The 24532-nt window shown below is 71.6% G+C and carries 21 protein-coding genes; 16 read left to right on the plus strand and 5 right to left on the minus strand.

The window, feature by feature from the left end:
- The first annotated feature begins 304 nt into the window (after window positions 1–304).
- The 4 genes from BM290_RS40445 (at window position 305) to BM290_RS40460 (ending at window position 6513) form a co-directional block, all read left to right on the plus strand.
- Window positions 305–943 carry an alpha/beta fold hydrolase gene (locus tag BM290_RS40445; RefSeq protein ID WP_093621280.1) on the plus strand — a complete coding sequence of 213 codons (639 nt, stop codon included), beginning with the start codon at window positions 305–307 and terminating at the stop codon, window positions 941–943.
- A gap of 9 nt (window positions 944–952) precedes the next feature.
- Window positions 953–1789 carry a hypothetical protein gene (locus BM290_RS40450; protein ID WP_093621281.1) on the plus strand — a complete coding sequence of 279 codons (837 nt, stop codon included), beginning with the start codon at window positions 953–955 and terminating at the stop codon, window positions 1787–1789.
- Window positions 1790–2271: 482 nt separating this feature from the next.
- Window positions 2272–3795, plus strand: coding sequence for a S8 family serine peptidase (locus BM290_RS40455; RefSeq protein ID WP_093621282.1), 1524 nt, complete (start codon window positions 2272–2274; stop codon window positions 3793–3795).
- 81 nt (window positions 3796–3876) lie between these two features.
- The gene (locus tag BM290_RS40460) at window positions 3877–6513 is read left to right on the plus strand and encodes an EAL domain-containing protein (protein ID WP_093621283.1); all 2637 of its coding nucleotides are present in this window, start codon (window positions 3877–3879) and stop codon (window positions 6511–6513) included.
- 235 nt (window positions 6514–6748) lie between these two features.
- Here the strand turns inward: BM290_RS40460 and BM290_RS48825 are convergent, their stop codons facing one another.
- The gene (locus BM290_RS48825; RefSeq protein WP_177320099.1) at window positions 6749–6925 is read right to left on the minus strand and encodes a hypothetical protein; all 177 of its coding nucleotides are present in this window, start codon (window positions 6923–6925) and stop codon (window positions 6749–6751) included.
- A gap of 110 nt (window positions 6926–7035) precedes the next feature.
- On the opposite strand from BM290_RS48825, the gene BM290_RS40470 reads away from it, so the two are divergent.
- From BM290_RS40470 to BM290_RS40485, 4 genes are all read left to right on the plus strand, one after another.
- A complete protein-coding gene (locus BM290_RS40470; RefSeq protein WP_093621285.1) occupies window positions 7036–8265 on the plus strand; it encodes a sensor histidine kinase in 1230 nt (409 codons plus the stop codon).
- On the plus strand, window positions 8253–8897 hold the full coding sequence (locus BM290_RS40475; protein WP_093621286.1) for a response regulator transcription factor: 645 nt from the start codon (window positions 8253–8255) through the stop codon (window positions 8895–8897). Before BM290_RS40470 ends, BM290_RS40475 begins: the two co-directional genes overlap by 13 nt.
- Before the next feature lie 99 nt (window positions 8898–8996).
- A complete protein-coding gene (locus BM290_RS40480; protein ID WP_093621287.1) occupies window positions 8997–9752 on the plus strand; it encodes an ABC transporter ATP-binding protein in 756 nt (251 codons plus the stop codon).
- A complete protein-coding gene (locus BM290_RS40485; RefSeq protein WP_093621288.1) occupies window positions 9749–12313 on the plus strand; it encodes an FtsX-like permease family protein in 2565 nt (854 codons plus the stop codon). The genes BM290_RS40480 and BM290_RS40485 overlap by 4 nt, the downstream gene beginning before the upstream one ends.
- Before the next feature lie 87 nt (window positions 12314–12400).
- Here BM290_RS40485 and BM290_RS40490 read toward each other — a convergent pair whose 3' ends face one another.
- Window positions 12401–13936 carry a flavin monoamine oxidase family protein gene (locus BM290_RS40490; RefSeq protein WP_239143855.1) on the minus strand — a complete coding sequence of 512 codons (1536 nt, stop codon included), beginning with the start codon at window positions 13934–13936 and terminating at the stop codon, window positions 12401–12403.
- 367 nt (window positions 13937–14303) lie between these two features.
- On the minus strand, window positions 14304–15341 hold the full coding sequence (locus BM290_RS40495) for a zinc-dependent alcohol dehydrogenase family protein (RefSeq protein WP_093621290.1): 1038 nt from the start codon (window positions 15339–15341) through the stop codon (window positions 14304–14306).
- Window positions 15342–15889: 548 nt separating this feature from the next.
- On the opposite strand from BM290_RS40495, the gene BM290_RS40500 reads away from it, so the two are divergent.
- Both BM290_RS40500 and BM290_RS40505 read left to right on the plus strand, forming a co-directional pair.
- Complete coding sequence (locus BM290_RS40500) at window positions 15890–16339, plus strand: cytidine deaminase family protein (protein WP_093621291.1); 450 nt, start codon at window positions 15890–15892, stop codon at window positions 16337–16339.
- 49 nt (window positions 16340–16388) lie between these two features.
- Entirely contained in the window at window positions 16389–16616 is a 228-nt protein-coding gene (locus BM290_RS40505; protein WP_143134115.1) for a hypothetical protein, read from the plus strand.
- Between the two features lie 4 nt (window positions 16617–16620).
- Here BM290_RS40505 and BM290_RS40510 read toward each other — a convergent pair whose 3' ends face one another.
- Window positions 16621–16935 (minus strand): hypothetical protein, encoded by a 315-nt coding sequence (locus BM290_RS40510; RefSeq protein ID WP_143134116.1) that lies wholly within the window; start codon window positions 16933–16935, stop codon window positions 16621–16623.
- A 97-nt stretch (window positions 16936–17032) separates the two neighbouring features.
- Complete coding sequence (locus tag BM290_RS48830; protein ID WP_093621293.1) at window positions 17033–19015, minus strand: hypothetical protein; 1983 nt, start codon at window positions 19013–19015, stop codon at window positions 17033–17035.
- 162 nt (window positions 19016–19177) lie between these two features.
- Between BM290_RS48830 and BM290_RS40520 the strand changes: the two genes are divergently transcribed.
- The 6 genes from BM290_RS40520 to BM290_RS40545 all read left to right on the plus strand — a co-directional run bounded on the left by BM290_RS40520 (window position 19178) and on the right by BM290_RS40545 (window position 24442).
- On the plus strand, window positions 19178–20134 hold the full coding sequence (locus BM290_RS40520) for an NAD-dependent epimerase/dehydratase family protein (RefSeq protein ID WP_093621294.1): 957 nt from the start codon (window positions 19178–19180) through the stop codon (window positions 20132–20134).
- A gap of 246 nt (window positions 20135–20380) precedes the next feature.
- Entirely contained in the window at window positions 20381–21532 is a 1152-nt protein-coding gene (locus tag BM290_RS40525) for a glycosyltransferase (RefSeq protein WP_239143854.1), read from the plus strand.
- Window positions 21533–21544: 12 nt separating this feature from the next.
- Entirely contained in the window at window positions 21545–22252 is a 708-nt protein-coding gene (locus tag BM290_RS40530; RefSeq protein WP_093621296.1) for a hypothetical protein, read from the plus strand.
- Window positions 22249–22587, plus strand: a complete 339-nt coding sequence (locus BM290_RS40535) for a hypothetical protein (RefSeq protein WP_093621297.1) — start codon at window positions 22249–22251, stop codon at window positions 22585–22587. Before BM290_RS40530 ends, BM290_RS40535 begins: the two co-directional genes overlap by 4 nt.
- Window positions 22587–23672: a glycosyltransferase family 4 protein gene (locus BM290_RS40540; protein WP_093621298.1), complete on the plus strand. Its 1086-nt coding sequence runs from the start codon at window positions 22587–22589 to the stop codon at window positions 23670–23672. The genes BM290_RS40535 and BM290_RS40540 overlap by 1 nt, the downstream gene beginning before the upstream one ends.
- The gene (locus BM290_RS40545; RefSeq protein ID WP_093621299.1) at window positions 23669–24442 is read left to right on the plus strand and encodes a hypothetical protein; all 774 of its coding nucleotides are present in this window, start codon (window positions 23669–23671) and stop codon (window positions 24440–24442) included. The genes BM290_RS40540 and BM290_RS40545 overlap by 4 nt, the downstream gene beginning before the upstream one ends.
- The last annotated feature ends 90 nt before the right edge of the window (window positions 24443–24532 follow it).

Below are 24532 nucleotides of genomic sequence, written 5' to 3' on the forward strand. Positions count from 1 at the left end.
CCCTGCGTCCCGGCCCCTGCGTCCCGGCCCCTGCGTCCCGGCCCCTGCGTCCCGGCCCCTGCGTCCCGGCCCCTGCGTCCCGGCCCCTGCGTCCCGGCCACGGCGTCCCGGCCACGGCGTCCCGGCCACGGCGTCGCTGCACCAGGGTCCTCGCCCCGGCGTCCCGGCCCCGGTGGAATCGCCCCAGGGATGTCGCGCGGCAAGACAGCCGGGAGGCCCCGGCAGCGAGTGAGCGACAGCGCGGAAGGGCACCGCCGCATGGTTCGATGACTTCGTCCGATTCTCGACCTCGGAAGGAAGCGCGATGAGCCCTTTCGTCCTCATCCATGGGGCCGGTGATGTCGGCTGGTACTGGCATCTGGTGGAAGCCGAACTGCGGGCGCGCGGCCATCACACGGTCGCTCCCGATCTGCCCTGCGACGACGACACGGCGGGCCTGCCGGAGTACGCCGACGCTGTCGTCGCGGCGGCCGGTGACCGCGCCGGCCTCGTGGTGGTGGCACAGTCGCTGGGCGGGTTCACCGCTCCGCTCGTGTGCGAACGGCTCCCGGCGCGGCTGATGGTGCTGGTCGCCCCGATGATCCCGGCACCGGGTGAGGCGGTCACCGATTACTGGGCCGACACCGGTTGGGACCGAGAGCCGCGCGAGCAGCACGACGACCTCTTCTACCAGGACGTCGCCCCCGAACTGGCCGCCGAAGCCCGGGCTCGGGGCCGTACCCAGTCCGAGGCACGTCTGGCGGAGCCGACCCCCATGCGCGTCTGGCCGGCCGTACCCACAAAGGTGTTGATCTGTCGCGACGACCGCCTGTTGCCGCCCGCCTTTCAGCGCCGCATCGCCCGCGAGCGGCTGGGTCTCGTTCCTGACGAGATCGACGGCGGGCACACGCCGGCGCTGAGCCGGCCCGCCGCCCTCGCCGACCGCCTGGTGGGCTACCTCTAGGCTCGCCGAATGAATCTTGATGGGCTTCTGGAGGACGGTTCCTGGCAGTTCGACGGCCCTGCTTCGGCGGCGTTCCGGCTCGCCCCGGACACCACTGCTCGTCGAGGCGCGCTGGTCGAGCACATCCTGGGCCGCCCGGAGCCTGATCCGGAACTCTGGGAATCCATCCTGATCGAAACGTTCCTGAACCATCCGGCCGCCTCCGATCTTCAAAGGTTGCGCCTGGAGATGACCGATTTCCATCACTCGGCGCGCCGGGCGGCGTCCGCCATCGCGCGACAGCCACGCACCGCTCTCACTGAGCTGTGGTTCGGGCACCCTTTCCGGTACCTGTACGAGACGGCGACCACCTCGACGGGCCGCGGCTTCAATCCGCTCGACCACTACGACGAGGGTTTCGTCGGCGACGCGGGCGGCGCCATGTGGCAGGCGTTGCCCGCTCTGCGCACCCTGACCGTCGAAGGCGCGCTGCTCTTCCATGCGGTGTCCGCCCCCGCCGTCATCCACGTGCGGTCCCGGGGCGTGATCAGCTCGGACGGCTCTGTCCTCCCCGGCCCGCTGCCCACGCTGACCCACTTCGAGCTGGAGATCGCCACCGACGTCTTCGGCACCGCCTGCCCCGTCGAACAGCTGGAAGAACTGACCCCGGCGAGCTTCCCGGCTCTGATCTCCCTGGACCTGACCCGAGCCGAATTCGACGGCGAGCCCCTGCTCACACTCGCCAACCTCCCGATCCTGTCCCATCTGACCTCCCTCCGAGTGGGCCCTCACGAACTCGACGACACTGAATGGGCCGCCATCGCCCCCCACTTCGACCACTTGTCCTTGACCATCTCCGGCACCTGACCTCGCCCTGCCGCCCACGGCTCCCGGATCCAGTCACTGCCGGGCGGCCCGTGGTCGCCGCGTCCGCCCGTGCGCCGTCCGCGTGTTTCAACCGCTGCCGGCGGGCCGCGGGTTGTCGATCGTCGGTCGGCCATCCGATCGAACGCGTCCGCCAAGAGCTGGCCCATGAACTGCCGTCGCTCCGGTTCTGTATGGCCGGGCGCGGGGCCGTTGCCGGCCGGACCCGCCGGATCGCTCTCGGCTGGGCCGTTCCGGTTCTCCCTGTGTAGTCGTCCGGCCCGGGCCGTGGTCTTCGTTCGCCTTGCTGTCATGGGTATGGCTCCGCCATGGTCGGCCCGGTCGTGGTTCGCGGTGTCCTTCTTCACCACAGGCCGGGTGCGGTCGGCAGATCGGGTGTGAGCTGGAGCATCCCGGCGCGAAAGGTTCAGGTCGCTGGGCGGCCTGCCGATGCACGCCATCGCGTCACGGGAAAGAGGGAGCGGATGGTGGGAACTGGACGGTGGGTCCGGCGGACCGGAATCGGTGTGGTGGCGACGATGCTCGCCACCACACCGTTCGGGGCCGGCCCGGCGCGTGCGGCCGAGCCGGAGGTACGGCTGGCCGGCGCTGCCTGGCTCGATGCCGGCGGTGCCAACGCCGCTGTCACGGCGGTGCGTAGCGCGGCCGGAGGCACAGTACGGAACGGCACAGCCGACACGGCGTCCCTGACCGGCGCCGGCATCGGTGTGGCGCTGATCGACTCGGGAGTCGCCCCGGTCGCCGGCCTCAACCAGCCGGGCAAGGTGATCAACGGCCCGGACCTGTCGTTCGAATCGCAGACCCCCGGCCTGCAATATCTCGACACCTACGGGCACGGCACCCACATGGCCGGCATCATCGCCGGATCGGACCCGAGCAGCGGATTCCAGGGTGTAGCCCCCGGCGCGCACCTGATCAGCCTGAAGACCGCCGCCTACGACGGCGCCGTCGATGTCTCGCAGGTCATCGCAGCCATCGACTGGGTGGTCGCGCACCGCAACGACCCGGGCCTGAACATCCGGGTGCTGAACCTGTCGTTCGGCACCGACTCGATCCAGCCGTCCCTCACCGACCCCCTGTCGTTCGCGGTGGAGTCGGCCTGGAAGAAGGGCATCGTCGTGGTCACCAGCGCGGGCAACGACGGCGCTGCCCGCGTGACGATGCCGGCGGCCAACCCGTACGTCCTGGCGGTCGGCGCCGCCGACCCGAACGGAACCGACACCCGCACCGACGACACGATCGCCACGTTCAGCAACCGCGGAACCGTGGTCCGCCACCCCGACCTGCTCGCCGCCGGCCGGTCGCTGGTGTCGCTGCGGGTGCCCGGCTCGTACATCGACACCCAATACCCGACCGCGCGCGTCGGCGACAACCTGTTCCGCGGCAGCGGCACCTCGCAGGCCGCCGCCGTCGTGTCCGGCTCGGTGGCCCTGCTGCTGCAGCAGCGTCCCGGCCTGACGCCGGACCAGGTCAAGCAGCTGCTGATGAAGGCGGCCGACCCGCTGGCCAAGCCGGACCCGATCGGCTCGGGTGCCGGACAGCTGGACATCGCCGAAGCATCCACCCTGATCATGCCGCTCAACGCCACCCAGGTGTGGGCGCCGGCGACCGGCCTCGGATCGCTGGAGGCCTCCCGGGGCACCAGCCACGTGGCCGACAGCGTCTCGGGCGTCGAGCTCACCGGCGAACGCGACATCTTCGGCATGCCGTGGGTGCCGCTGACCTGGACCACCGCCGCACGCAACGGCAAGGCGTGGACGGGCGGCACCTGGAACGGCTCGGTGTGGTCCGGACCGGGCTTCACCGGCACGTCCTGGGCGTCGAGCAGCTGGGCCCTCGTCACGTGGACCGGCAGATCGTGGGCCGGGCGTTCCTGGGCGGGCGACACGTGGGCCGGCCGCTCCTGGGCGGGCGGCACATGGACCGGACGCTCCTGGGCCGGCGGCACGTGGGCCGGCCGCTCCTGGGCGGGCCGTAGCTGGGCCTGATCCAGCCGCCGACTCACCTGTTCTCTCAACCGCGGCGCAACACGGCCGACTGGGAGAACGGACAGCCGGGAGGGGAGGAACATGGCAGGCGGGGGAGTTCGTACACCCGGCGCACGTGTCCTCGCCCTCTCGGCGGCGCTGGCCGTCGTGGTCGTCGCCGTTCAGGCCGCGATGTGGCACCTCACCGGGGCACCCTCGCCACGGGGTGCCGGCCCGCTGCTGCTCGGCACACTGGTGCTGCTGTTCGCGCTGGCCGAGCGGTTCACCGTCAAGTTCCCGGTCCGTCGCGGCGCCCACACGATGACCCTGAGCGAGATCCCGCTCGTCCTCGGCCTCCTCATGATCCACCCGGCACTGCTGGTCCTGGTCCGGCTGGCCGGCGCGCTCGCCGGGCTGATCCTGCTCCGCGGCCAGCGCGGCAGCAAACTGGTCTTCAACACCATCCTGTACCTCACCCAGGCGACCATGGCCGCCGTGGTGTTCCACCTGCTCGGCGGCCCTGCCGATCCCTACGGACCGGTGGGGTGGGCGGCCGCCTTCGCGTCGACGTTCGTCGCTGATCTCGTGTCGATCGTGTTGATCAGCGCGGTCATCGCATTGCACGACGACAGCCAGGAGTGGCGGCGGCTGATGAGCGCCGACGTCAAGGAACTGCTGCAGATGCCGCTGGTCGCGGTCTCCACCACCCTCGCGCTGGTCACGGCGCTGCTGGTGCGCCAGCAGATCTGGGCGGGGCTGCTGCTCGGCGTGCTCGTCTTCGCTGCCTACCGGGTCTTCGACCGGTACGCCCAGCAGACCCGTACCCACCAGCAGGTCGAGGACCTCTACCGGTTCACCCGCTCGCTGGACGGGCTGACCGACGCCCGCGACGTGGCCCGCACCACCCTCGACCAGGCCCGCGACGTCGTCCGCGCCGAAGAGACCGCGCTCATCGTCCCGCAGGACGGCCGTCTGCTCCGCATGCGCATGCACGGCCGGGACCGTTTCGAGGTAACGCCGGTCAACGGCTCCGGCGATCCGGGATCCGGCCATCATTCCGGTCAGGCCGTCGCTGATCGGATCACGAGGGGGCACGTCGAAGGACCGACCGCCGCTGAGCCAGGGATCGCTCGTGATGCCGCCTCTGAGGTGCCTCTCGATCATCCGCCGGCGGCGGTGAACCGTGACGCTTCCGAGGACAGCGGCACGGTCGATGACGACGACTGGTGGCGGCCCGCCCGCACCGGCACGCCGGTCCTGCGGCCCCAGTCGATCGCGGTCCCGGTCCGGCTGGGAGAACTCAGCGGTGTGCTGTATGTGTCCGGCTGCCTGCCCGACACTCCCGCCTTCACCGACGACAACCTGCGGCTGCTGCAGGCGATGGCCTCGCACGCCGGTAGTGCCCTGTCCGAGGCCCGGCTGCTGGAGCGGCTTCGCCACACCGCCGCGCACGACCCGCTCACCGGTCTGCCCAACCGTCAGCGATATCTGGCCGACCTCCAGGAGGCCACCGACACCGCGGCGGCCGACGGACGGACCGTCGGAGTCCTGCTGCTCGACCTCGACCGGTTCAAGGATGTCAACGACGGCCTCGGGCACGACACCGGGGACGATCTGCTGCGCCAGATCGGCCGGCGGCTGGAGGACCGTTACGGCGCACACGGGACCGTGTCCCGTTTCGGCGGCGACGAGTTCGCCCTGATCATCCGGGACGGTGGCAGCCAGGAGGCGATCCTCGCCCTCGCCGAGGACGTGCGCCGGACCGTCGAACTGCCCGCGCCCGTCGGTGACCTCGAACTGGACGTGCAGGTCAGCATCGGTGTCTGTGTGGCGCCGGAGCACGGCGCCGACGCGGATCGCCTGCTGCGCCGCGCCGACCTGGCCATGTACGCCGCGAAGGACTCCCGCTGCGGTGTCCGCGTCTACCGGGCGGAGGACGACCACGACACGGCCCGCCGTCTCGCCCTCATGGCCGGATTGCGAGTCGCCGTCGACGCCGGCACCCTGACCGTCGTCTACCAGCCGAAGGTCGACCCGGCCGGCGGCCGCGTCCTCGGCGCCGAGGCGCTCGTGCGCTGGCAGCACGAGGGCCGCCCGGTCCCGCCGGACGAATTCATCCCCCTCGCCGAACGCGCCCGCCTGATCGGGCCACTGACCGCGCACGTGCTCGACACCGCACTCGCCGACTGTGCGACCTGGCGTGGCCTCGGGCACCCCCTGACGGTCGCCGTCAACCTGTCGCCGGACATGCTCACCGACCCGGCCCTGACCGGCCAGATCGAACAGGCGCTGAGCCGCCACGGCCTGCCCGCGGCCGCGCTGACCCTGGAGATCACCGAGAACGCCATCATGGCCGACCCGACCAACGCCCGGCGCACGCTCGACGCCCTGCACGGCCTCGGGGTGAAGCTCTCGATCGACGACTTCGGCACCGGCCATTCCTCGCTGGGCAGGCTCGCGCACCTGCCCATCCACGAGATGAAGATCGACAAGAGTTTCGTCCGGCACATCGTCACCGACCACACCCGCCGCGCCGTCACCGACGCCGCGCTGCAACTGGCCCGCGCCCTGGACCTCACCGTCGTCGCGGAAGGCGTCGAGGAACAGGACGAACTCGATTACCTGCGGCGCCACGGCTGCCACGCCATCCAGGGATACCTCATCTCGAAGCCGATCCCTCCCGTCGAGTTCCTCACCTGGCTGACCACGCACCGGTCCGCCGGGCAGCTGGCGGTGTGAGACAAGCTGCCTGCCGCCCACCTCTACGGAAGGCGGGTCAGCCATCTGCTCGATTCGTGGCGCTCGGCCGGTACCGCTACGTCCCGCCTGTTGGGCAATGGGTCGTCGGCCTGGTCCTGGACTCCGCTCACACACCGAGGCCGCAACGCCGACGGCACGTCCGCCCACCTGGTCCCCGCACATGTCGAACCCTTCATGCCCACTCTGATCGCCGGCGTCGCCACGCGGCGACACGTCAACGAGATCGGTAGTGCTGCACCGCCAGCGCCGCGGCGCAGGCGAGCGTCGCCAGCCCGAATCCCGAGGCGATGAACAGGTTGACGCCGAGACTCGACGTGACGCCGTTGGCGGCGAGACTGACGATCAGCAGCGCCCAGAGCGCCGGTCGGATCCAGGTGCGTGTCTCATTCATGCCGGCCACGCTATGAGCCGGTCGCGGGCCCGACCATCCCGCCAGGGTGAGTCTTGAAGGTATAGCCTGCGCTACTGTCGCCGCCCAGCCGGCGGCCTATCGTTCGTCGCATGCCGCAGGAGAACTGGCGCAGGTTACGCGCCGCCGTCGATGCCCTCGAACGCATCGTCGGCGGTCTGGGCACCGCGCTGCTCGCCCTCGGCGCCCTGGTGTGGACGGCTGTCGTGGTGTTGCTCTGCCCGGTCGGCATCGGGGTGCCACTGGTGCCGACGGTGTTCCGGGTCGCCCGCGCGGTCGCTGACCGGGAGCGTGCCCGGCTGACCCGCTGGGGTCCTCCGGTGGTGGACCCGCCACCGCTGCCCGCCGGCGTGCGCGACGCCTTGCATGCCCCTGATGTCCGGCGTGACATGGCGTGGCTGGCCTGGCACGGCACCGCCGGGTTCCTGCTCGGCGCCATCGGCATCAGCCTGCCCGTCTACGCGGTCGAGGACGTCACGTTCCCGCTGTGGTTCTGGGCCATCGATCCCGAGATGGGCGCACCCGGCATGATCTGGTGGCGGGTCGACGGGCTGGCCGGAGCGCTCGGCGTGGCCGTGGTCGGTGTCGGGTTCGGCGCCGTCGCCGTGGCTCTCGGGCCGGGGATCGCCCGGCTCCAGGCGATGCCCGGTCGGCGGCTGCTGCCGCCGTCGGGCGACATCGACCTGTCCCGGCGGGTGGCCGAGCTGACGGCCACCCGCGCGGCGGCCCTCGACGCGCACGCCGCCGAGCTTCGCCGGATCGAGCGTTCCCTGCACGACGGCACACAGAACAGGCTGGTCGCGCTCAACGTGCTGATCGGGGCCGCGCGCCGCGCCCAGGCCCGCAATCCGGATGCGGTCGCCGACATCCTCGACCGGGCACAGGAGGCCACCGAGCAGGCGCTCGCCGAGCTGCGGACCGTGGTGCGCGGCATCCTGCCTCCGGTGCTCGACGATCGAGGCCTGATCGGGGCTCTCGCGGGTCTGGCCGGTACGTGCGCGGTGCCGTGCGAGATCGACGTGGACGTGCCCGGCCGGTGTGCCGTCTCGGTCGAGGCGACCGCCTACTTCGTGGTCGCCGAGTCGCTCACCAACGTGGTCAAACACAGTGGCGCCACCTCGGTCCGCGTGACTGTGCGGCGCGCCGGCGACCGGCTGCACCTGCGGATCACCGACGACGGCAAGGGCGGCGCCGACGAGTCCGGCGGCTCCGGATTGGGCGGCATCCGCCGACGGGTCGAGGCTTACGATGGCCGCTTCCTGATCTCCAGCCCACCGGCTGGGCCGACGACATTGGACGTGGAGTTGCCGTGCGGATCGTGATCGCCGAGGACGATGCCCTGCTACGCGAGGGACTTGCGTTGCTGCTACGAGCCGAAGGACTGGAGGTCCTCGCCACCACCGATGGTCCCGGCACGTTCCTGGCCGCCGTCGAGGAGCATCGGCCGGACGTTGCGATCGTCGACGTCCGGATGCCGCCGACGCACACCGACGAGGGCATCGTCGCCGCCGTCGAGGCCCGCAGACGGCAGCCCGGCCTGGCCGTGCTCGTGCTCTCCGCCTACGTGGAGCAGGCCTTCGCCACCGACCTGCTGGCCGGCGGATCGTCGGGGCTCGGCTATCTGCTCAAGGAGCGTGTCGGCCGGGTCGAGGAGTTCCTCGCCGCCCTGGAACGGGTGGCGAGCGGCGGCACCGCCGTCGATCCCGAAGTGGTGGGGCAGTTGCTGGCCCGTCCACGCCCCTACGACACTCTCGGCTCCCTCAGCGCACGCGAGCGGGAGGTGCTCGCCCTGATGGCCGAGGGCCTCGGCAACTCGGCGATCGCCGAACGGCTCTTCGTCACCGACGGCGCCGTCCACAAACACATCCGCAGCATCTTCGCCAAACTCGGGCTCGCTCCCGACGACCGTGCCGATCGGAGGGTGACCGCAGTGCTGCGCTACCTCGAGAAGTAGCGCCTGCTGTACCAGGGTTGGGCAGTTCGCTTCATTTTCCGCGACTGCGCCGGCAAACAGACTTCTCCGCGAACCGAAAACACACGGAGAGGCCAGCGAATGTCCGTCCACACCGAGCCCGCGGTGCGCGTCACCGGGCTCACCCGTACGTATCACGCCGACGGCGAGCCGGTTCACGCGCTCGCCGGAGTCGACGCGTCGTTCCAGCGCGGCACCTTCACGGCCATCATGGGGCCGTCGGGCTCCGGCAAGAGCACGCTCCTGCAGGCGGCGGCCGGCCTGGACCGGCCAACCGACGGCAGCGTGTGGATCGGTGGGACCGAGTTGTCGCGGCTCTCCGAGACCAAGCTGACCGAACTGCGCCGCGGCCGGATCGGGTTCGTCTTCCAGGCGTTCAACCTCATCGGCGCGCTCACCGTCGAGGAGAACATCCTGCTGCCGTTGCGCCTGGCCGGCGCCCGCCCCGATCGCGCGTGGATCACGCAGGTGGTCGACCGGGTCGGCCTCGGACAGCGGTTGCGCCACCGGCCGTCCGCGCTGTCCGGCGGCCAGCAGCAGCGGGTCGCCATCGCGCGGGCCCTCGCCTCCCGGCCCGAGGTCATCTTCTGCGACGAGCCGACCGGTGCGCTCGACACGAACACGGCGGCCGAGGTTCTGACGCTGCTGCGGGCGATCGTCGACGAGCACGGGCAGACCGTCGTCATGGTCACCCATGATCCGGTGGCCGCCTCCTACGCGGATCGCGTCATGGTTCTCGCCGACGGGCGGATCGTGCACGACATGCCACAACCCGGTGCCGACCGGATCGCCGAGCACCTGGCCACCCTCGGCCGTAGCCGGGCGGTGACCCGATGATCTCGCTGGCCACGCGCATGCTGCGGCACCGGCCCGGCTCGTCCGTCGCCACGCTGCTGGCGCTGGCTCTGGGCGCCCTGATCCTCACCGCGATGGGCGTGCTCGTCGAATCCGGTCTCAGGTATCACCCCGCGCCGGTCCGGTATGCGGCCGCCGATCTCGTCGTGGCCCGGCCCGACACCACGTTCACCAGCAGGGAGTTCGACGGCGAGATCTATCGCAGCACAGTGGCGCTGCCCGAGGGCGGCACGGTTCCGGCTGGCTTGGCCGGGCGGATTCGCGGCATCGAGGGCGTCGCCACGGTCGCGGTCGACGAGAACATTGCGGTCCACACCGGCGCCGGCACGCCGTTGTCGGGGCGAGGCTGGGCGAGCGCCGTTCTCACACCGTATGAGCTGGTCGACGGGAGGGCGCCTGCCAATGACGACGACGTCGTGCTGAGCACGGATCCGGTCCCGGGCGGCCTCGATTCCGGTGTGGCCCCGGGCGGTGCCGCTTCTGGCGGTGTCTCGACGGGGGAGGCCGGTCGAGCGCGGGTCGGTGAGCAGGTGCGCCTGGTCGTCGGGGGAGTGCTCCGGACGTACCGGATCAGTGGTCTGGCGCGAGGGAACGGGAACGCCGCAGCGGTCTTCTTCAGCGACGCGCATGCCGCCGCTCTCGCGCCGCACCGCGGCGCTGTCAGCGCCGTCGGTGTGATCGCCGCTCCGGGGACCGATCTCGGCAGACTGGCAGACCAGGTCGGGCAGGTCGCCGGTGACACCGCGGTGCTCCGCCGCGCTGACAGCGGGCTCGCGGAGCGGTCCGCGGACGGTGCCGCGGCGGGGCTGCTGATCCAGGTCGGGGCTTCGTTCGGTGGCTATGTCATCTTGCTGATCGTGTTCGTGGTCGCGGCCACCATCGGTCTCAGCGTGCGGCACCGGCGGCGGGACCTGGCCCTGGTTCGCGCCGTCGCCGCCACGCCGGGGCAGGTACGCCGCATGATCATGGCCGAGTCGGCGCTGGTCAGCGTGTTCGCCTCGGCGATCGGTGTGCCGGCCGGCCTGGCCGCCGCTGGCTGGCTCACCGGCGAGCTCACCAGCCGAGGGTTCGTGCCGGAGGGCTTCCCGATGGCACCGGGCGTGATCGCCGCAGCGGGGGCCACGGGAGTCATCCTGGTGTCCGCGGTGCTCGCCGGCCTGCTCGCCGCGCGCCGGATCAGCGGGATCAAACCGGCCGAAGCACTCGGCGAGGCCGCGATCGAGCCGGTCTCCGCCGGGCGCGTCCGATGGATCAGCGGCCTCGTCGCTCTGACCGCCGCGGGTTCCTCCGCCTTCGCGGCGGTCGCCGCCGGCGGGCAGACCGCGCTCGGTGCCGCGCTCGGCATGCTGTACCTGTTCGTGCTCGCGGTCGCGCTGCTCGCGCCGTGGATCAACGCGGCCGCCGCACGGCTGCTCGCCCCGCTGCTCCGCGCGGCGTTCGGGACCAGCGGATACCTGGCGGCCGCCAACCTGCGTGCGAACGCCCGGGGCGCGGCGAGCGTGCTCACCTCGCTGGTCCTGGCGGTCGGGTTCGGCGGATCAGTGTGGTTCCTGCAGAACAACCTGGAACGCCAGGCGGTGGCGCAGAGCCGATCCGGGCTGATCGCCACCCGAGCGCTGGTCACCGGAGCGGGTCTGTCCGACTCCGTCGTCGCCGAGGTTCGTGCGGTTCCAGGGGTACGAGCGGCGACCCCGGTTCGTAACACCAGTGTCGTCGCGTCCGTGATGGGAGACGGCGAGGTGATCGGCGCCCGAGCCGTGGACCCCGCCGGGATCGACGCAACGCTCGATCTGGGGGTGACCAGCGGCAGCCTCGCCGACCTGCGCGACGGGACCGCGGCGGTGTCGAGGACGCAGGCGTCCACGTTCGGCTGGGATCTGGGGGAGAAGGTGGCGCTGCGGCTCGGTGACGGCACACCGGCTGACGTCCGGGTTGTCGCGATCTACGAGCATGGGCTCGGGTTCGGCGACGTGGTCCTGCCACGGTCCGCGGTGATCGGGCACACCGCCACCAACCTCGACGACCAGATCCTGATCAGTGCCCCGGCCTCGGCCGACGTCGCTCTGCGGGAGATCGCGGCCGCCCACCCCGGCGCCGCTCTCGTCGACACCGGCACGGTTACCGGTGGTCTCGCCAAGGACCTCGCGCTCAGCGCCTGGCTCAACCGGCTGCTGATCGCCGTGATGGTCGGATACACCGTGGTCGCGGCCGCCAACACGATGGTCATGGCAGCACTCGCCCGCCGCCGGGAACTCGCCGTGCTCCGCCTGACCGGAGTGACCCGGCGCCAGGTCAAACGTATGATCAACGCGGAACAGGCCGGTCTGCTCGGCGTCGCTGTGCTGCTCGGCGGCACGATCGCCGCGCTGACCCTGAGCAGCGTGGTGCGGGCGCTCACCGGAAACCTCGTGCCCTACGTGCCGCCGCTCGGTGTGGCGACCGTCCTCGGTGGCACAGCCGTCCTCGCGTTGGCCACGACCATCCTCCCGATCGCCCGGCTGCTGCGTGTGCCGCCGGTCGAACACATCGGCGTCAGGGAGTAGCAGATGTTCCTGCCGCGCCGGTCCGCCGCTGCCCGACGTCTGTCCGCCTGCCGATGGCGGCTGAGAAGTGCCGGCCGTGGTGTGCGATCAGGAGGTGAGGACGCGCTGGTGCAGAGCGGTGACCACGGCACGGGCGGACAGGAGAGCGCCGTGTTGCCAGGCGACGGCCTGGCTCAACCAGTCGCCGGCGAAGTAGACCCGGCCGGCCGGCTTCAGCAGCAAGCGGAAAGCGGTGCTGTCCTCCCACGGAGCATAGTTCCAGGCGGCCTCCAGGTGCGGCGTGCGATGCCAGGCGACCGAGAAGGCCGAGGCCAGCTCGGTGCGGTACCTGTCGCCGTGGATCTTCACGCCCTGCGCTACGGCTCGGGCCGTTCGTTCTGCGGGCGGCAGGGCGCCGTAGGCCTCGGCGGCGTCGGCGAAGTTGTAGTAACCGACAAGCAGCCCCCGCGGGGCGTGGAAGTCGTGCGACGGATACCAGATCTGGCCGATGTCCAGATCGGTCTGGGTGCTGCCGCCGTAGATCCGCAGGTCGTTCTCCCACCAGCGGCTGCGGTACTCCAGGCCGATCTTGCCGGCGGCGAACGGGAAGAAGGCCGTGAGCGCCGAGGTGATGTCCGGACCCAGGTTGTGCGGGATGCGGGCCATCAGGTTCGGCGGCAGGGTGGCTATGCAGAAGTCGGCGGTGATCGAATGCTCCCGGCCGCCCTGACGGTAGATGACGGTCACATCCGAGGCACGGCCGTTGACCTTGAGGACCTGGGCGCCCAGCCGCACGCGCTGACGGCCGACCTTCGTGGTGAGGGCGGCGGCGATCCGGTCCATGCCACCGACCGGCTGGAACATCATCATCGCCTGGTCGTAGCCGAATTCGAAGCTGATGTACCGTCCGACCTGGCTGGCGAACACGTCGGACAGCGACGGCGGTCCCGGCAGCGGTGTCCCATGGTCCTCACCCGCTCCGGGGTAAGACGCGAAGCCCCGCCGTGTGGACCCCACGTATTCGTGTTCGCTCCCGATGTCGCCGAAGTCCTCCAGGAAGGACAGCAGCCGCGCTTTGTCCTCGTCGGTCAGCACACTGTCGAGGGCGCCCTGGTCGGTGGCCTTGGCGAGCAGCTCGGACACGTACCCGTAGAGGTCGGCCTTGGCGGTCCGGAAACGGACCGGCGACCCGCCCGCCTCGTTGTAGATCAACGTGTCGGCGTTGGCGTTGACAAAAGGCTCGATCGGGACGCCCAGCTCACGGCAGTAATCGAGAGTGACCATCCACTGGGCGATCCGGGCCGGACCGGCATTGAGATAGGTGCCGGACGAGAAACCGGCCCGCTGGGTGTGACCGTCGAGGTCGGTCTCCACCCGGCCGCCCCGGATCGTCAGGTTGCGGCCGCCGGTCACGTCGCGGGCTTCGAGAATCGTGCAGTCGTAGCCGGCCTTGCCCAGCTCGTAGGCGGCCGTCAGCCCGGCGATCCCGCCACCCAGGATGACGACCTTGCGGGTGCCACGGCCGGTCAGATGGAAATCGGCGCGCTGTGGGGCCTGGAAGTCGGGTGTCGCGGTGGGTGTCGGCGCGTGCCCGAGCGCGCCCATCGTGGCGAAGAGGGCGCCGGCTCCACCGCTGACGCCCACCGAGGTAAGAAAACGACGCCGTGTGAGTTCCCCGTTACTCATCGCCTGAGCCTTTCGCCGGGGCATCACATTGACATCTATCAAGTGTTGCGGCTTGGTAACCGGCGGCGGGATGGCGCGGGGTGGCAGCAAAGATGGCCGGCGCACGCTGCTGCCGGTCTCGATGCGGGCCAACCGGCGGTTCATGGCGAAGTCGGCGGGGTTCCGGGCCGACCACTCAACGGCTTCGACCTGGTGCAGCCGGGTGTGATCCCGGTGCGCCATTGGAAGGCGGTCGGCGCCGCCAAGGATGTCGACGACGCAGCCGCGTTCATGTACGGGGAAGTGGCCTTCAAAAGGCCTGAGGGAAGGCGGAGGGGTGGACGTCTCAGGGCAGCCGTGGGTCGATCATCGTCATTCCAGCGACCGGGGCAGTGTCGAAGACCGGCAGCAACGAGGCGGCCTCGGCCAGGCCGATGGTTCGCTCGATCAGGCGTTGCGGGGCCAGCCGCCCCTCGGCGATGAGCCCCATCATCTCCGGGTAGTCGACAGCCGCCATCCCGTGGCTGCCGAGGACGTCGAGTTCCCAGCCGATCACCCGAGCCATCGGCACGCGGGGGTGCCCGTCGACCGGCGGCAGCAGGCCCACCTGCACGTGCCTGCCGCGGCGACGGAGGCTGAGGATCGCATCGGCACAGGTCTGTTCGCCCCCGACCGCGTCGACGGAGACATGACTGCCGCCCGCGGTGAGATCGGCGACCGCGGCTGGAACGTCCTCCGAGGCGAGCAGCGTGTGCTCGGCGCCGAGTTCCGCGGCCACCGCCAGGGCGGCCGGATTACGGTCGACCGCGATGACCCTGCCCCCGAGCGCACGGGCGATCATCACCGCGCTGAGGCCCACACCACCGGCGCCGATGACGGTCACCCATTCGCCCTCGGTGACATCGGCCCGGCCGGCCAGCGCCCGGTATGCCGTGGCGAACCGGCACCCCAGGCCCGCCGCCGCCTCGAACCCGACCCGGTCCGGGATCGTCACCAGGTTGGTGTCGGCGGCGTGCAGGGGCACCAGCTCGGCGAACGAGCCCCAGTGCGTGAAACCGGGCTGCTGCTGGTCCGGACAGACCTGCGCCTGGCCGGTCCGGCACCACTCGCACCGTCCGCAGCCACAGACGAACGGGACGGTCACCCGGTCGCCGGCCGTCCAGCGATCGACGCCGTCGCCCACCGACGCGATCACCCCGGCCAGTTCATGTCCGGGAACGTGCGGCAGGGTGATCTCGTCGTGGCCCGCCCAGGCGTGCCAGTCGCTGCGGCACATTCCGGTCGCCATCACCCGAACCACCACGCCCCCGGGTGGCGCGGACGGCTCCGGCACCTCCCGCACCTCGGGCTGACCCTCGATCGCATCGAACACCACCGCGCGCATCGGCACATCCTCTCAGCCACCGGCGCCCAAGTCGTAACGGATCGGGGGAGCGAGGCAGGGCCGGGTGTCTCACCGAATTTCGGCGGCGGGAAACAGTGTTCCCTTGCATGCACTGCGGCGACGACGGGTGGAAGCGGGGTTCGCCCGCAATATCGCGGGCCCGGCCCAACGCAAAAGCGCACGACGGAGTGAGGGACGTCGGATCCGGCCGCGTGAGGTTGGAGTGTCTGGGCTGGGAAGACGGGCTCGGCCACGTGAACTCGGTGTGGGAGAGGGAGAGGCGGGTTGTCTGCGTGAGTTCGCGCGATCGACACGAGAACACGGGTGTGGCGGCGCGAGTCGGTGATGGAGCGGCTGCGGCTGCGTGATTTCGGGTGTCGGGCCGAGAAGGCGGGTCGGCTGCCTGAGTTCAGGTGATGGAGTGGAAGAAGGCGGATCGGCTGCTGTCGGGGCGGCGGAACGTGAGTTCGGGCCCCGCAGGAACGGCGGCGTAAGAGAGGAGGGAATCGGCATCCGGGGGCTTGAGAATCGGGCGTTAGAGTCGCCGCATGTCGATTTCCTCGCTGGAACTGACCGAAGACGATCGGAAGCTGATCGAGCTTGCCCGCAGCATCGTCGATGCCAACACCGACGGTGAGCACGGCATCTACACGATGGGAGCGGCGGTTAGGGCCGTCGACGGGTCGATGTATGGGGGAATCAATCTCTATCACTTCCTTGGTGGTCCGTGTGCCGAGCTTGTCGCGCTGGGGCACGCCCGTGCGTCCGGCGCTCGTGAACTCACGACCATCGTCGCGGTCGGCAACCACGGACGCGGGCCGGTGGGGCCGTGCGGGCGTGACCGGCAGATCCTGTTCGACTACCACCCGGGCATCCGGGTGATCCTGCCCACCGAGAAAGGACTCCGGAGCGTACGGATCACCGACCTCATGCCACTCGCAGCACGGTGGACGCCGGACGAGGGTACGCAGGAATTCGACCCCAGCCTGTTCGAGTGAGCTGCTTATTCGCTGGTGCCGGGTGCCATGGGTGGGCGACGATCCGCCGGTGACGAACACTCCCGAAGGATTCACCTACCGCATCCGCAAGAACGGCGACGTGGAGATGCTGCACCATGGCCGCCCGGCCGGGGTGCTGCGTGGCGCCAAGGCGGCCCGTTTCCTGGCCGACGTCGACAACGAGGACCCCCAGGAGTTGATGGCCCGGCTGACCGGGAACTACCGGCACGGCAACGAGCGCACCGCCAAGAACCACCCCCGCAACCGGCGTCCGTGAACGATCAGTCTTTCCGGTCAGGTGCGGCCGGCGTTTTCGCGTAGTGGTTGTTGGTCAATGAGGCGGTCGCGTCGTCGCCGATCTGCACGTACCCGCTGCTACGAAGGTTCTTGATCGTGATCCGGCTCCCACCGGCGGGCGGCGGGTCATCCGGCCGACGGCACCGGAGCGGGACGGCCGCAGTCACCTCGAGCGCGACGACCGCAGTCACCTCGAGCGCGACCGGCGTCAACAGGAAGCTGCCCACGCTCGCGGACTGATCCGCGTCGCCCAGGGTCGCCCGCGTCAGGAAGACGACCCCGGCCACGGCGAACGCCACGAGGAAAGCTCCCGCAACCAGCCACACCTGATCACGGTCCCGGCCACCCCTCGTCGAGGCATCCCTCCGAGGACGGCCCGGAGTAACGAGGATCCTGCTAATCCGGCACCGTCCCGGACGGGGGAGACGCCGACGGGCATTCCCCTGGAGGTGAAGAGTCCAGCAGGGTCGGGCGGGGCTGCGGCGTGCTGTGAGGAGTGGCTGGTGCGAGCTGATCCGGAGGTGATGGGGTCGGGCGGGGCTGCGGCGTGCTGTGAGGAGTGGCTGGTGCGAGCCGATCCGGAAGTGAAGGGGCCGGGCGTGGTTGCGGCGTGCTGTGAGGAGTGGCCGGCGCGGGCTGATCCGGAGACGAAGGGGTCAGCGGGGCCGGGCGGGGCTGCGGGGCGGGCCGGGGAGTGGCCGGCGGGAATTGCCCTGGTTGTGCATAGGTCGGCGGGTTCGGGTGGGGTTGCGGCGTGGTGCGCGAGGTGGCAGGTGAGGGCTGATCCGGCGGCCAAGGCGTCGGTGGCGTGGTGCGCGGTTGCGGTGTGGGCCGGCGGGATGCCGGTGGCGCCGGTGCAGGACGCGCGGAAGGTGGAGAAGGCGACGACGCCGGTGGAGAAGGCGACGACGCCGGTGGAGAAGGCGGTGCGGCCCGACGCGCGAGGAACGAAGGCGGCGAGGCATCCCAAGGCGACTGAACAGTCCGGCCAGACGCCTGCGGGCGCTTGGCCCCGCCCGGTTCCGGTCGGGGTGGCGGCGCGGTCTCACCGGCGGTGGGCAGGTCCGGCGGGGGCGCGTGCGGCGCCGGCGTGGCTGAAGGACGCGATGGGGGGTGGGGCGCGGCCGGGGCGGGGCGTGGCGGCGATGCCGCGGGTGGGCGATAGAGCGGTTCGGAAACAGGCGGCGGTACGGTCGGACGCGTGCCCGTGGCAGGCGCAAGAGGTGTCGTGACCGCCGGGGGTGGCTGGGTCAGGCGGCCCGCCGGCGAGTCGTCGACGGCCGGCCGGGCGGTGGTGAGGTCGAGTTCGGTGTGCGGTTCGTCGCCGGTGCCGATCATGATGCTGGTCATGTCGTCGATCGATGTCAGGCCGAAGAGCCCCAGCAGGGTGGCGGGCCGGTGGGGCAGGCCGTCGGCGTACCCCAGAAGGTTGTCGTCCTCGGTGTTCTCCGCGGCGCCGACCAAGGCGCACAGGAAACTGGCCAGCGTGGCCGGATCGGCCGTCTCTGCGGTGACCAGCGCGACATAGCGGCGGGCCAGATCCTCGCTGCCGGCGAGCAGCGCGCCGGCCGGGATGACGGTCCGCTCCACCACGTAGCGGGAGTCGAGGCGGGTCATCGCGTCGTCACCGAGCTGGACCGACTCGCAGTCGTGGATCTCGGCCGTGCAGGTCGCCCGCGCCGGGCCGTTGTCGGAGGGCCGTTCGGCGAGGCGGGACAGGGTGGACCGCAGGGTGCGCGCCACCCGCGTGTTGTCCCGCCCGGGGACCGCCCGCGCCAGCACCCGGCGCACCCGCGGCGAGCGCAGCGCGTCGTCGTCGGCGATCACCGCCTGCCTGATGTGCACGTGGTCGGCCCGGGTGAGCTCGCAGTCGTTCCCGACCACGACCGCCGTCGAGGCGCGAGCGTGCACGGTGTGCGCCGGGAACATCAACCCCAGGCCGCGGGTACGGATCTCGTCGTGCGCGGGTGTGGCGGCCTGCAGCAGTCCCGGGCCGTGCGCACGGATCCCGTGGTGCGCGGGCGTGGCCGCCTGCAGCAGCCCGACGCCGTGGTAGTCGAGCCGCACCGGATCGGCCCGACGGCCGTCCGGCCACCGGCGCGGATAGGTCCGGTCGGGGCGGCTCTCGACCTCCAGCCGATGCTCCCGAACCTCGTCCGCGCCGACCGCCCGCAGCAGCTCGAAGATCCGCGGGTCCTCGGCGGCGCCGCCCGGCCGCTCGCGGTTGCGTTGCAGCCACGCCGCCAGGGAACTGCCCAGCCCGGTGGCGCGGACCGGCTCGGACGGGCTGTCGCGCAGCGGCCGGCCGGCGGGCGAGCCGTCCACGGTCTCCGGCGCCGTGCTGTCACGCGAGGAGGCGCCGGGGCCGGTCAGTGGCACGGACCTCCGGCTCTGCGCGGGCCGGGACTCACTCCGCTGCCGATATCCTCGGAACACCGGGCACCCCCAGACATCGACGTGTCCGCATCGAGACTGGCATTCCGCGACCGGCGTGGACAGGGGCTGGCCGTGCCACTTCGGCGCGGCTACTAGAGTGCGTCTGTGCGGGTGGTGGTCACGGGGGCGGCGGGGTTCATCGGTGGCCACCTGGCCCCGGCGCTGGCCGCCGCCGGGCACGACGTGCTGGCGGTCGACGCGCGGTCACGCGGCGCGACTCCGGCCGGCCTCGCCGAGCTGGCCCGTAGCGGCATCACGGTGACCGATTGTGATCTCGTCACGGGCGATCTGGGGCCGCTGGCTGACGCCGACGTGGTGCTGCACCTCGCGGGGCGTCCGGGCGTGCGTTCGTCCTTCGGTGCGGGAGCCGCGGACACCCGGCGGGACAACGTCACCGCCACGGCGCGTCTGCTCGACGCGTGCGCGGCCGGGAAGCCGCGGTTCGTGCTGGCCTCCAGTTCCTCGGTCTACGGGGATGCGTGCCGGCCGTGCTCCGAGGACGATCCGATCGCCCCGGGTAGCCCGTACGCCAGATCGAAATCGGACGCCGAGGCGCTCGCACAGCGAGCAGCCGACGGTGGTCTCCCGGTCGTGGTGCTGCGCTATTTCTCGGTCTACGGGCCGCGGCAGCGCCCGGACATGGCCTTTCACCGGTTCATCGAGGCGGCGCTGGACGGCTCGCCCGCGCCGCTCCACGGCGACGGCGGCCAGAGCCGCTCGTTCACCTTCGTCGACGATGTGGTCGACGCGACGATCCGGGCGGCGCTGACGCCGCTGCCGCCGGGCACGGTGCTCAACGTGGGCCATCCGGTCACGGTCCGTCTGCGCGACGCTCTCGATCGCATCGGTACGCTGCTGGGCGCCCCGCCGCCCACGGTGTCCGCCGGCGCCGCGCCCGGCGACATGACCCGCACCTGGGCCGCCACCGCCCGCGCCACCGAGCTGCTCGGCTGGACCGCGACGACCTCTCTGGACGAGGGCCTGACCGAGCAGATCGCCTGGCACCGGAAGAAAAACGCAGAAAACGGACGAGAAGCGGCCGCGGCCGGTGAGCGGCCGTGAAGAAGAAGACCCGAGAAGCAGTGGCGACCGGTGGGCGGCCGCGAAGAAGGGGACCCGGGAAGCGGCGGCGACCGGTGAGCGGCCTTGAAGAAGGCCCGGGAAGCAGTGGCGACCGGTGGGCGGCCGCGAAGAAGGGGACCCGGGAAGCGGCGACGACCGATGAGCGGCCGTGAAGAAGACCCAGGGAAGCGGCCCCGGCAAGAACACGCAGGACGGGAAACGGTGACGAGGGAGCGGGGAGACGTCGTGCAGACCGGTGACCGGCACCGAGCGGCCTACATCGCGTTCGACAGGTTCCCGTCGGCGAAGGGCTCGGCCGTGCACATCCGGCACATGGCCGCCGAGTTGTTCGAGCGTCACGGCGGCGGCCTGCTGTGTGTGCTGGGCGGCGGCGACCTGCCCGCCTACCAGTGGGAGGACGGTGTCGAGATCGTCCGCTTCACCGGCGTGGTGCCGAACCTGCTGGACCGGGCGCAGGCCTTCTCCGCGTGGGTCGCCGACCGGCTCGAACCGCACCGGGACACGCTGGAGATCTGCCACGTCCGGGACCCGTGGAGCGCCCTGCCGGCGCTGGCCACCGGCGCGCGGCTGGTCTACGAGGCGAACGGCCTGCCGTCGATCGAGCTGCCGTACGCGTGGCCGATGGCCGCCCCGTCGACGCTGGCGAAGGTTCGTGAGATCGAGGAGCACTGTCTGGGCCGGGCCGCGGCGGTGGTCGTTCCGTCGTACGTCATCGAGAGTGCCGTGACCGGCCGGGGTGTGCCGCCGGACCGCTTGCATCTGATCCCGAACGGCGCCGACCCGGTGCCCGCCGGGGTGCCGCGCCCACCGGACGCGCCCGGCCGTTATGTCGTCTATGTCGGCGCGCTGCAGCCGTGGCAGGGCGTCGACGTGCTGCTGCGGGCCTTCGCCCGCCTGGCCGACCTGACCGACCTGCGCCTGGTGGTCTGCTCGTCGGTGACGCCGGCCCGGGCGCGCCCGCTGATCCGGCTCGCCGAGCGCCTGGAGATCCCGGTTACCTGGCGTTTCCAGCTGCCGCACGAGGAGGTCGCCGGCTGGCTGGCGCACGCCGAGCTGTCGGTGGCGCCGCTGACCGCGACCGCCCGCAACCTGGATCAGGGCTGCAGCCCGATCAAGGTGTGGGAGTCGATGGCGGCAGGAACCGCGGTGGTGGCCTCGGACCTCCCGGTCATCCGCGAGGTTCTGGGTGATCTGGGCCGGTTCGTGCCGCCGGATCGCCCGGCCGAGCTGGCCCGCGCGATCCGGGTGCTGCTCGAATACCCGGACATCAGCCGTGACCTGGGTGAACGATCCCGGCAGAAGATCCTCGACGGGTTCACCTGGCAGCATGCGCGAACTCGTCTCGGCCGGGTCTATGACCTGGTCGCGGGCCACTGATAGGTTCCGGTCATGTTCTGGCGCAAGCAGAAGGCCGCGATCGCCGGTTTCCATCCGCTGCACCAGGCGCTCATCCACCAGCGCGGCTTCTCCGCGACGCAGCCGGCCGCGGGCTGGGCGGAGCTGGCCGCCAGCCTCCACCGGCACGCCGGACTGGTCCGCCGTTCGAAGTGGGAGCTGCCGCCGCGGATGCTCGGCGTGATCGTGCCGCTGATCGCCGAGATCTGCACCGACCTGGGCCGCAAGGGCGCCCTCACGGTCACCGCCGACCTGCGTGGCCACGAGGCGCCCGGCAAGACCCATCCGCCACGTGACCTGCCGGTCCGGCCGCCGGTCAAGTCGGCGACGGACACCTGGGCGGTCGACCCGTGGCTGCGGCTGCGTGCCGACCTGCGCGACGGCAGCGTGCTGGAGGTGCTCGTCGTCGACCGGGTCCGGACGCGGCGGGTGACCAAACGCAATCCGCGCGGCAAAACCAAGATCAAACGCAAGGTCAAACAGGTCCAGATCATCAAGGTACGCCGGAAGCTGCCCCCGGACGCCCCCGGCAACCGCCCGGTGTCCCCGCCGCCACGCTGGATCCGCGCGGTCGTGCAGGACGGCCCGCGCCGTAGCGTGACCGCCGCCGCCAAGGTGACCCGCAAGCCGCAGAGCCACCACGAGCAGCTCGACTGGATCCTCGCGGTGGCCACCGAACCGTTCCGTTGGAGTGCACGTTGACGCCCTGCGCGGTCACCACCGGCTTCTTCACCCTCGGCAAGTGCGGCCGCATGGCGGTGGCCGGCTGCCCCGCCTGCGGGCGGGCGATCTGCGCCGACCACATCGCCGACGGCGGCCTGTGCCCGGAGTGCGCGGCGGCCCGGGGTCAGCTCGGTCATCCGGCCGCGGTCGCCGCCCAGCGCCGTCGCGCCTACCGGCAGCGGTCGTCCGAGCAGTACGACGACACCGTCTGGTACACGAGTTTCGACACCTTCGACCGGTCCGCCTTCGACCCGGGCGCGGGCGCCTCCCAGGACTACCTCGACGACGGCGACGACGCCCTGGTGGACAGCTGATGCGCCTGCTCTGGGTGACCGAGAACTATCCACCCAGCCCCGGCGGCATGGCCAACTCGTGCGACCGGATCGTCCGCGGGCTGCGTGCCGCCGGCGTCGTGGTGGACGTGGTGCACCTGAGCCGGCGGACCACCCACCATCGTGAGAACGGGCTGCACACCGTGCCGCTCGGCGACGACCCGGAACACGCGCTACGCCTGCTCTGGACCACGCTGGAGCCGCGGATCGGCGACTACACGCACGTCGTCGCGTTCGGCGGGACCCATCCGATGCTGGCCGCCCCGGTCTACGCCCGGTGGGGCGGCCTGCCGCTGGTCACGCTGCTGCGCGGCAACGACTTCGACACCGGTGTGTTCTCGCTGCGCCGCCAGCCGGTGGTCCTGGAGGCGCTGCGCGCGTCGGCGCACGTCTGCGTCGTCGCCGCCGGCACCGCCGGTCAGGTCAGCGCACTGGCCCCGGACACCCCGGTGACGTGGGTGGCGAACGGTATCGACACCACCGAGTGGCGGATCCTGCCGTCCGAGCAGCGCGCCGCCGACGACTGGCGCACCGGGCACGTGGCCGCGGGCCATCGCACGATCGGCGTGATCGGTCAGCTCAAGAACAAGAAGGGCGTACGCCTGCTGCTCGATGCCCTCCCGGCCGACCGTTTCCACCTGATCCTGGCCGGCGACCTGGAGCCCGGCATCGGCGACTGGCTCGCCGGGCATCCGCAGGTCGCGCACACGGTGTGGCCGTTCCGGGACCGCTACCAGCTGCTTTCCGTCTACGCCTCCTGCGACCTGGTGGCGCTGCCGTCGTTCTACGACGGCCTGCCGAACGTCGCCCTGGAGGCCGCCGCCCTCGGCATCCCGCTGCTCACGTCGGACGCGGGCGGCCTCGCCGACCTGGTCGACGACGAGATCGGCTTCCGGTTCCCGGCCGGTGACCCGCACGCCTGCCGGGCCGCCGTCCACCGGGCCGCGACCGCCGGCGACGACGTGCTGAGAACGCTCGGGGAGGCGGGCGCGCGGCGGGTCCGTGACCGGTTCGGCGTCGACGGCGAGACCGACGGCTACCTGAAGGTGCTGGAATCGGTGCGGTGATCGCCTGCTACGTCCGCGGCGGCGGGCTCGGGCATCTCACCCGGATCCGGGCCTACCTGCACACCTGCCATCCCGGGGCGACGGCGACGATCCTGACCGCCTCCGCGTTCACCGCCGACCCGCGGGTCCTCGGCCCGCACCGGCTGCTGCCCGCCGAGGCGCTGCCGTCGCTGCGCCCGTCGACGCTGGTGGTCGACGCGTTCCCGGCCGGGCTCGACGGCGAGCTGTCGGCGGCCTCGGTCCCGCCCGGCGCGCGCACGGTCCACCTGGCCCGGCTGCTGCGCTGGGACGCCTACCGGCCGCTGCTGCCCGCTGAGCCGATCGCCTTCGACGAGACGTGGCTGCTGGAGGACCTCACGCCCGAGCACCGGGCGTACCTGCCGGGGACGGCCGCGCCGCTCACCCTGAGCGATCCGCCCGGCGTCACCCCGCGCGGCGTGGCCGAGGGCTCCTGGTTGATCGTGCACTCCGGCCCCGGACCGGAGATCCAGGAGCTTCTCGGGTACGCCCGTGACTGCGCCGCCGCGGAGGGAGTCCGTCCCCGGCTGGTGCTGGCCTGTCCACGCCGGCCCGGCGACCTGCCGGCGGACGTGGCGCACGTCGACCCGTACCCCGCCTGGCCGCTCTTCGCCACCGCCGCCCGGGTGATCACCGCGGCCGGGTTCAACGCCGTCCGCCAGATGCGCCCGTGGCGTGCCAAGCACCTGATGCTGCCGTTCCCGCGCCGCTTCGACGACCAGTACACCCGGGCGTCCCTCGCCCGGCGGTGATCGGGACCCAGTTCCGCAAGATCGCCCAGTTTGCGGGGATTGCCTGCTTATCGTGGTGATGTCGATGCCCGGGTACGGCCGTGAGGGGAA

This window comes from Actinoplanes philippinensis (genome assembly GCF_900113015.1).
Classification (GTDB): domain Bacteria; phylum Actinomycetota; class Actinomycetes; order Mycobacteriales; family Micromonosporaceae; genus Actinoplanes; species Actinoplanes philippinensis.

Coding starts and splice junctions, on each gene's coding strand:
- BM290_RS40445 (WP_093621280.1), top strand. CDS start 305: ATGAGCCCTTTCGTCCTCATCCATGGGGCCGGTGATGTCGGCTGGTAC.
- BM290_RS40450 (WP_093621281.1), top strand. CDS start 953: ATGAATCTTGATGGGCTTCTGGAGGACGGTTCCTGGCAGTTCGACGGC.
- BM290_RS40455 (WP_093621282.1), top strand. CDS start 2,272: ATGGTGGGAACTGGACGGTGGGTCCGGCGGACCGGAATCGGTGTGGTG.
- BM290_RS40460 (WP_093621283.1), top strand. CDS start 3,877: ATGGCAGGCGGGGGAGTTCGTACACCCGGCGCACGTGTCCTCGCCCTC.
- BM290_RS48825 (WP_177320099.1), bottom strand. CDS start 6,925: ATGAATGAGACACGCACCTGGATCCGACCGGCGCTCTGGGCGCTGCTG.
- BM290_RS40470 (WP_093621285.1), top strand. CDS start 7,036: ATGCCGCAGGAGAACTGGCGCAGGTTACGCGCCGCCGTCGATGCCCTC.
- BM290_RS40480 (WP_093621287.1), top strand. CDS start 8,997: ATGTCCGTCCACACCGAGCCCGCGGTGCGCGTCACCGGGCTCACCCGT.
- BM290_RS40485 (WP_093621288.1), top strand. CDS start 9,749: ATGATCTCGCTGGCCACGCGCATGCTGCGGCACCGGCCCGGCTCGTCC.
- BM290_RS40495 (WP_093621290.1), bottom strand. CDS start 15,341: ATGCGCGCGGTGGTGTTCGATGCGATCGAGGGTCAGCCCGAGGTGCGG.
- BM290_RS40500 (WP_093621291.1), top strand. CDS start 15,890: ATGTCGATTTCCTCGCTGGAACTGACCGAAGACGATCGGAAGCTGATC.
- BM290_RS40530 (WP_093621296.1), top strand. CDS start 21,545: ATGTTCTGGCGCAAGCAGAAGGCCGCGATCGCCGGTTTCCATCCGCTG.
- BM290_RS40540 (WP_093621298.1), top strand. CDS start 22,587: ATGCGCCTGCTCTGGGTGACCGAGAACTATCCACCCAGCCCCGGCGGC.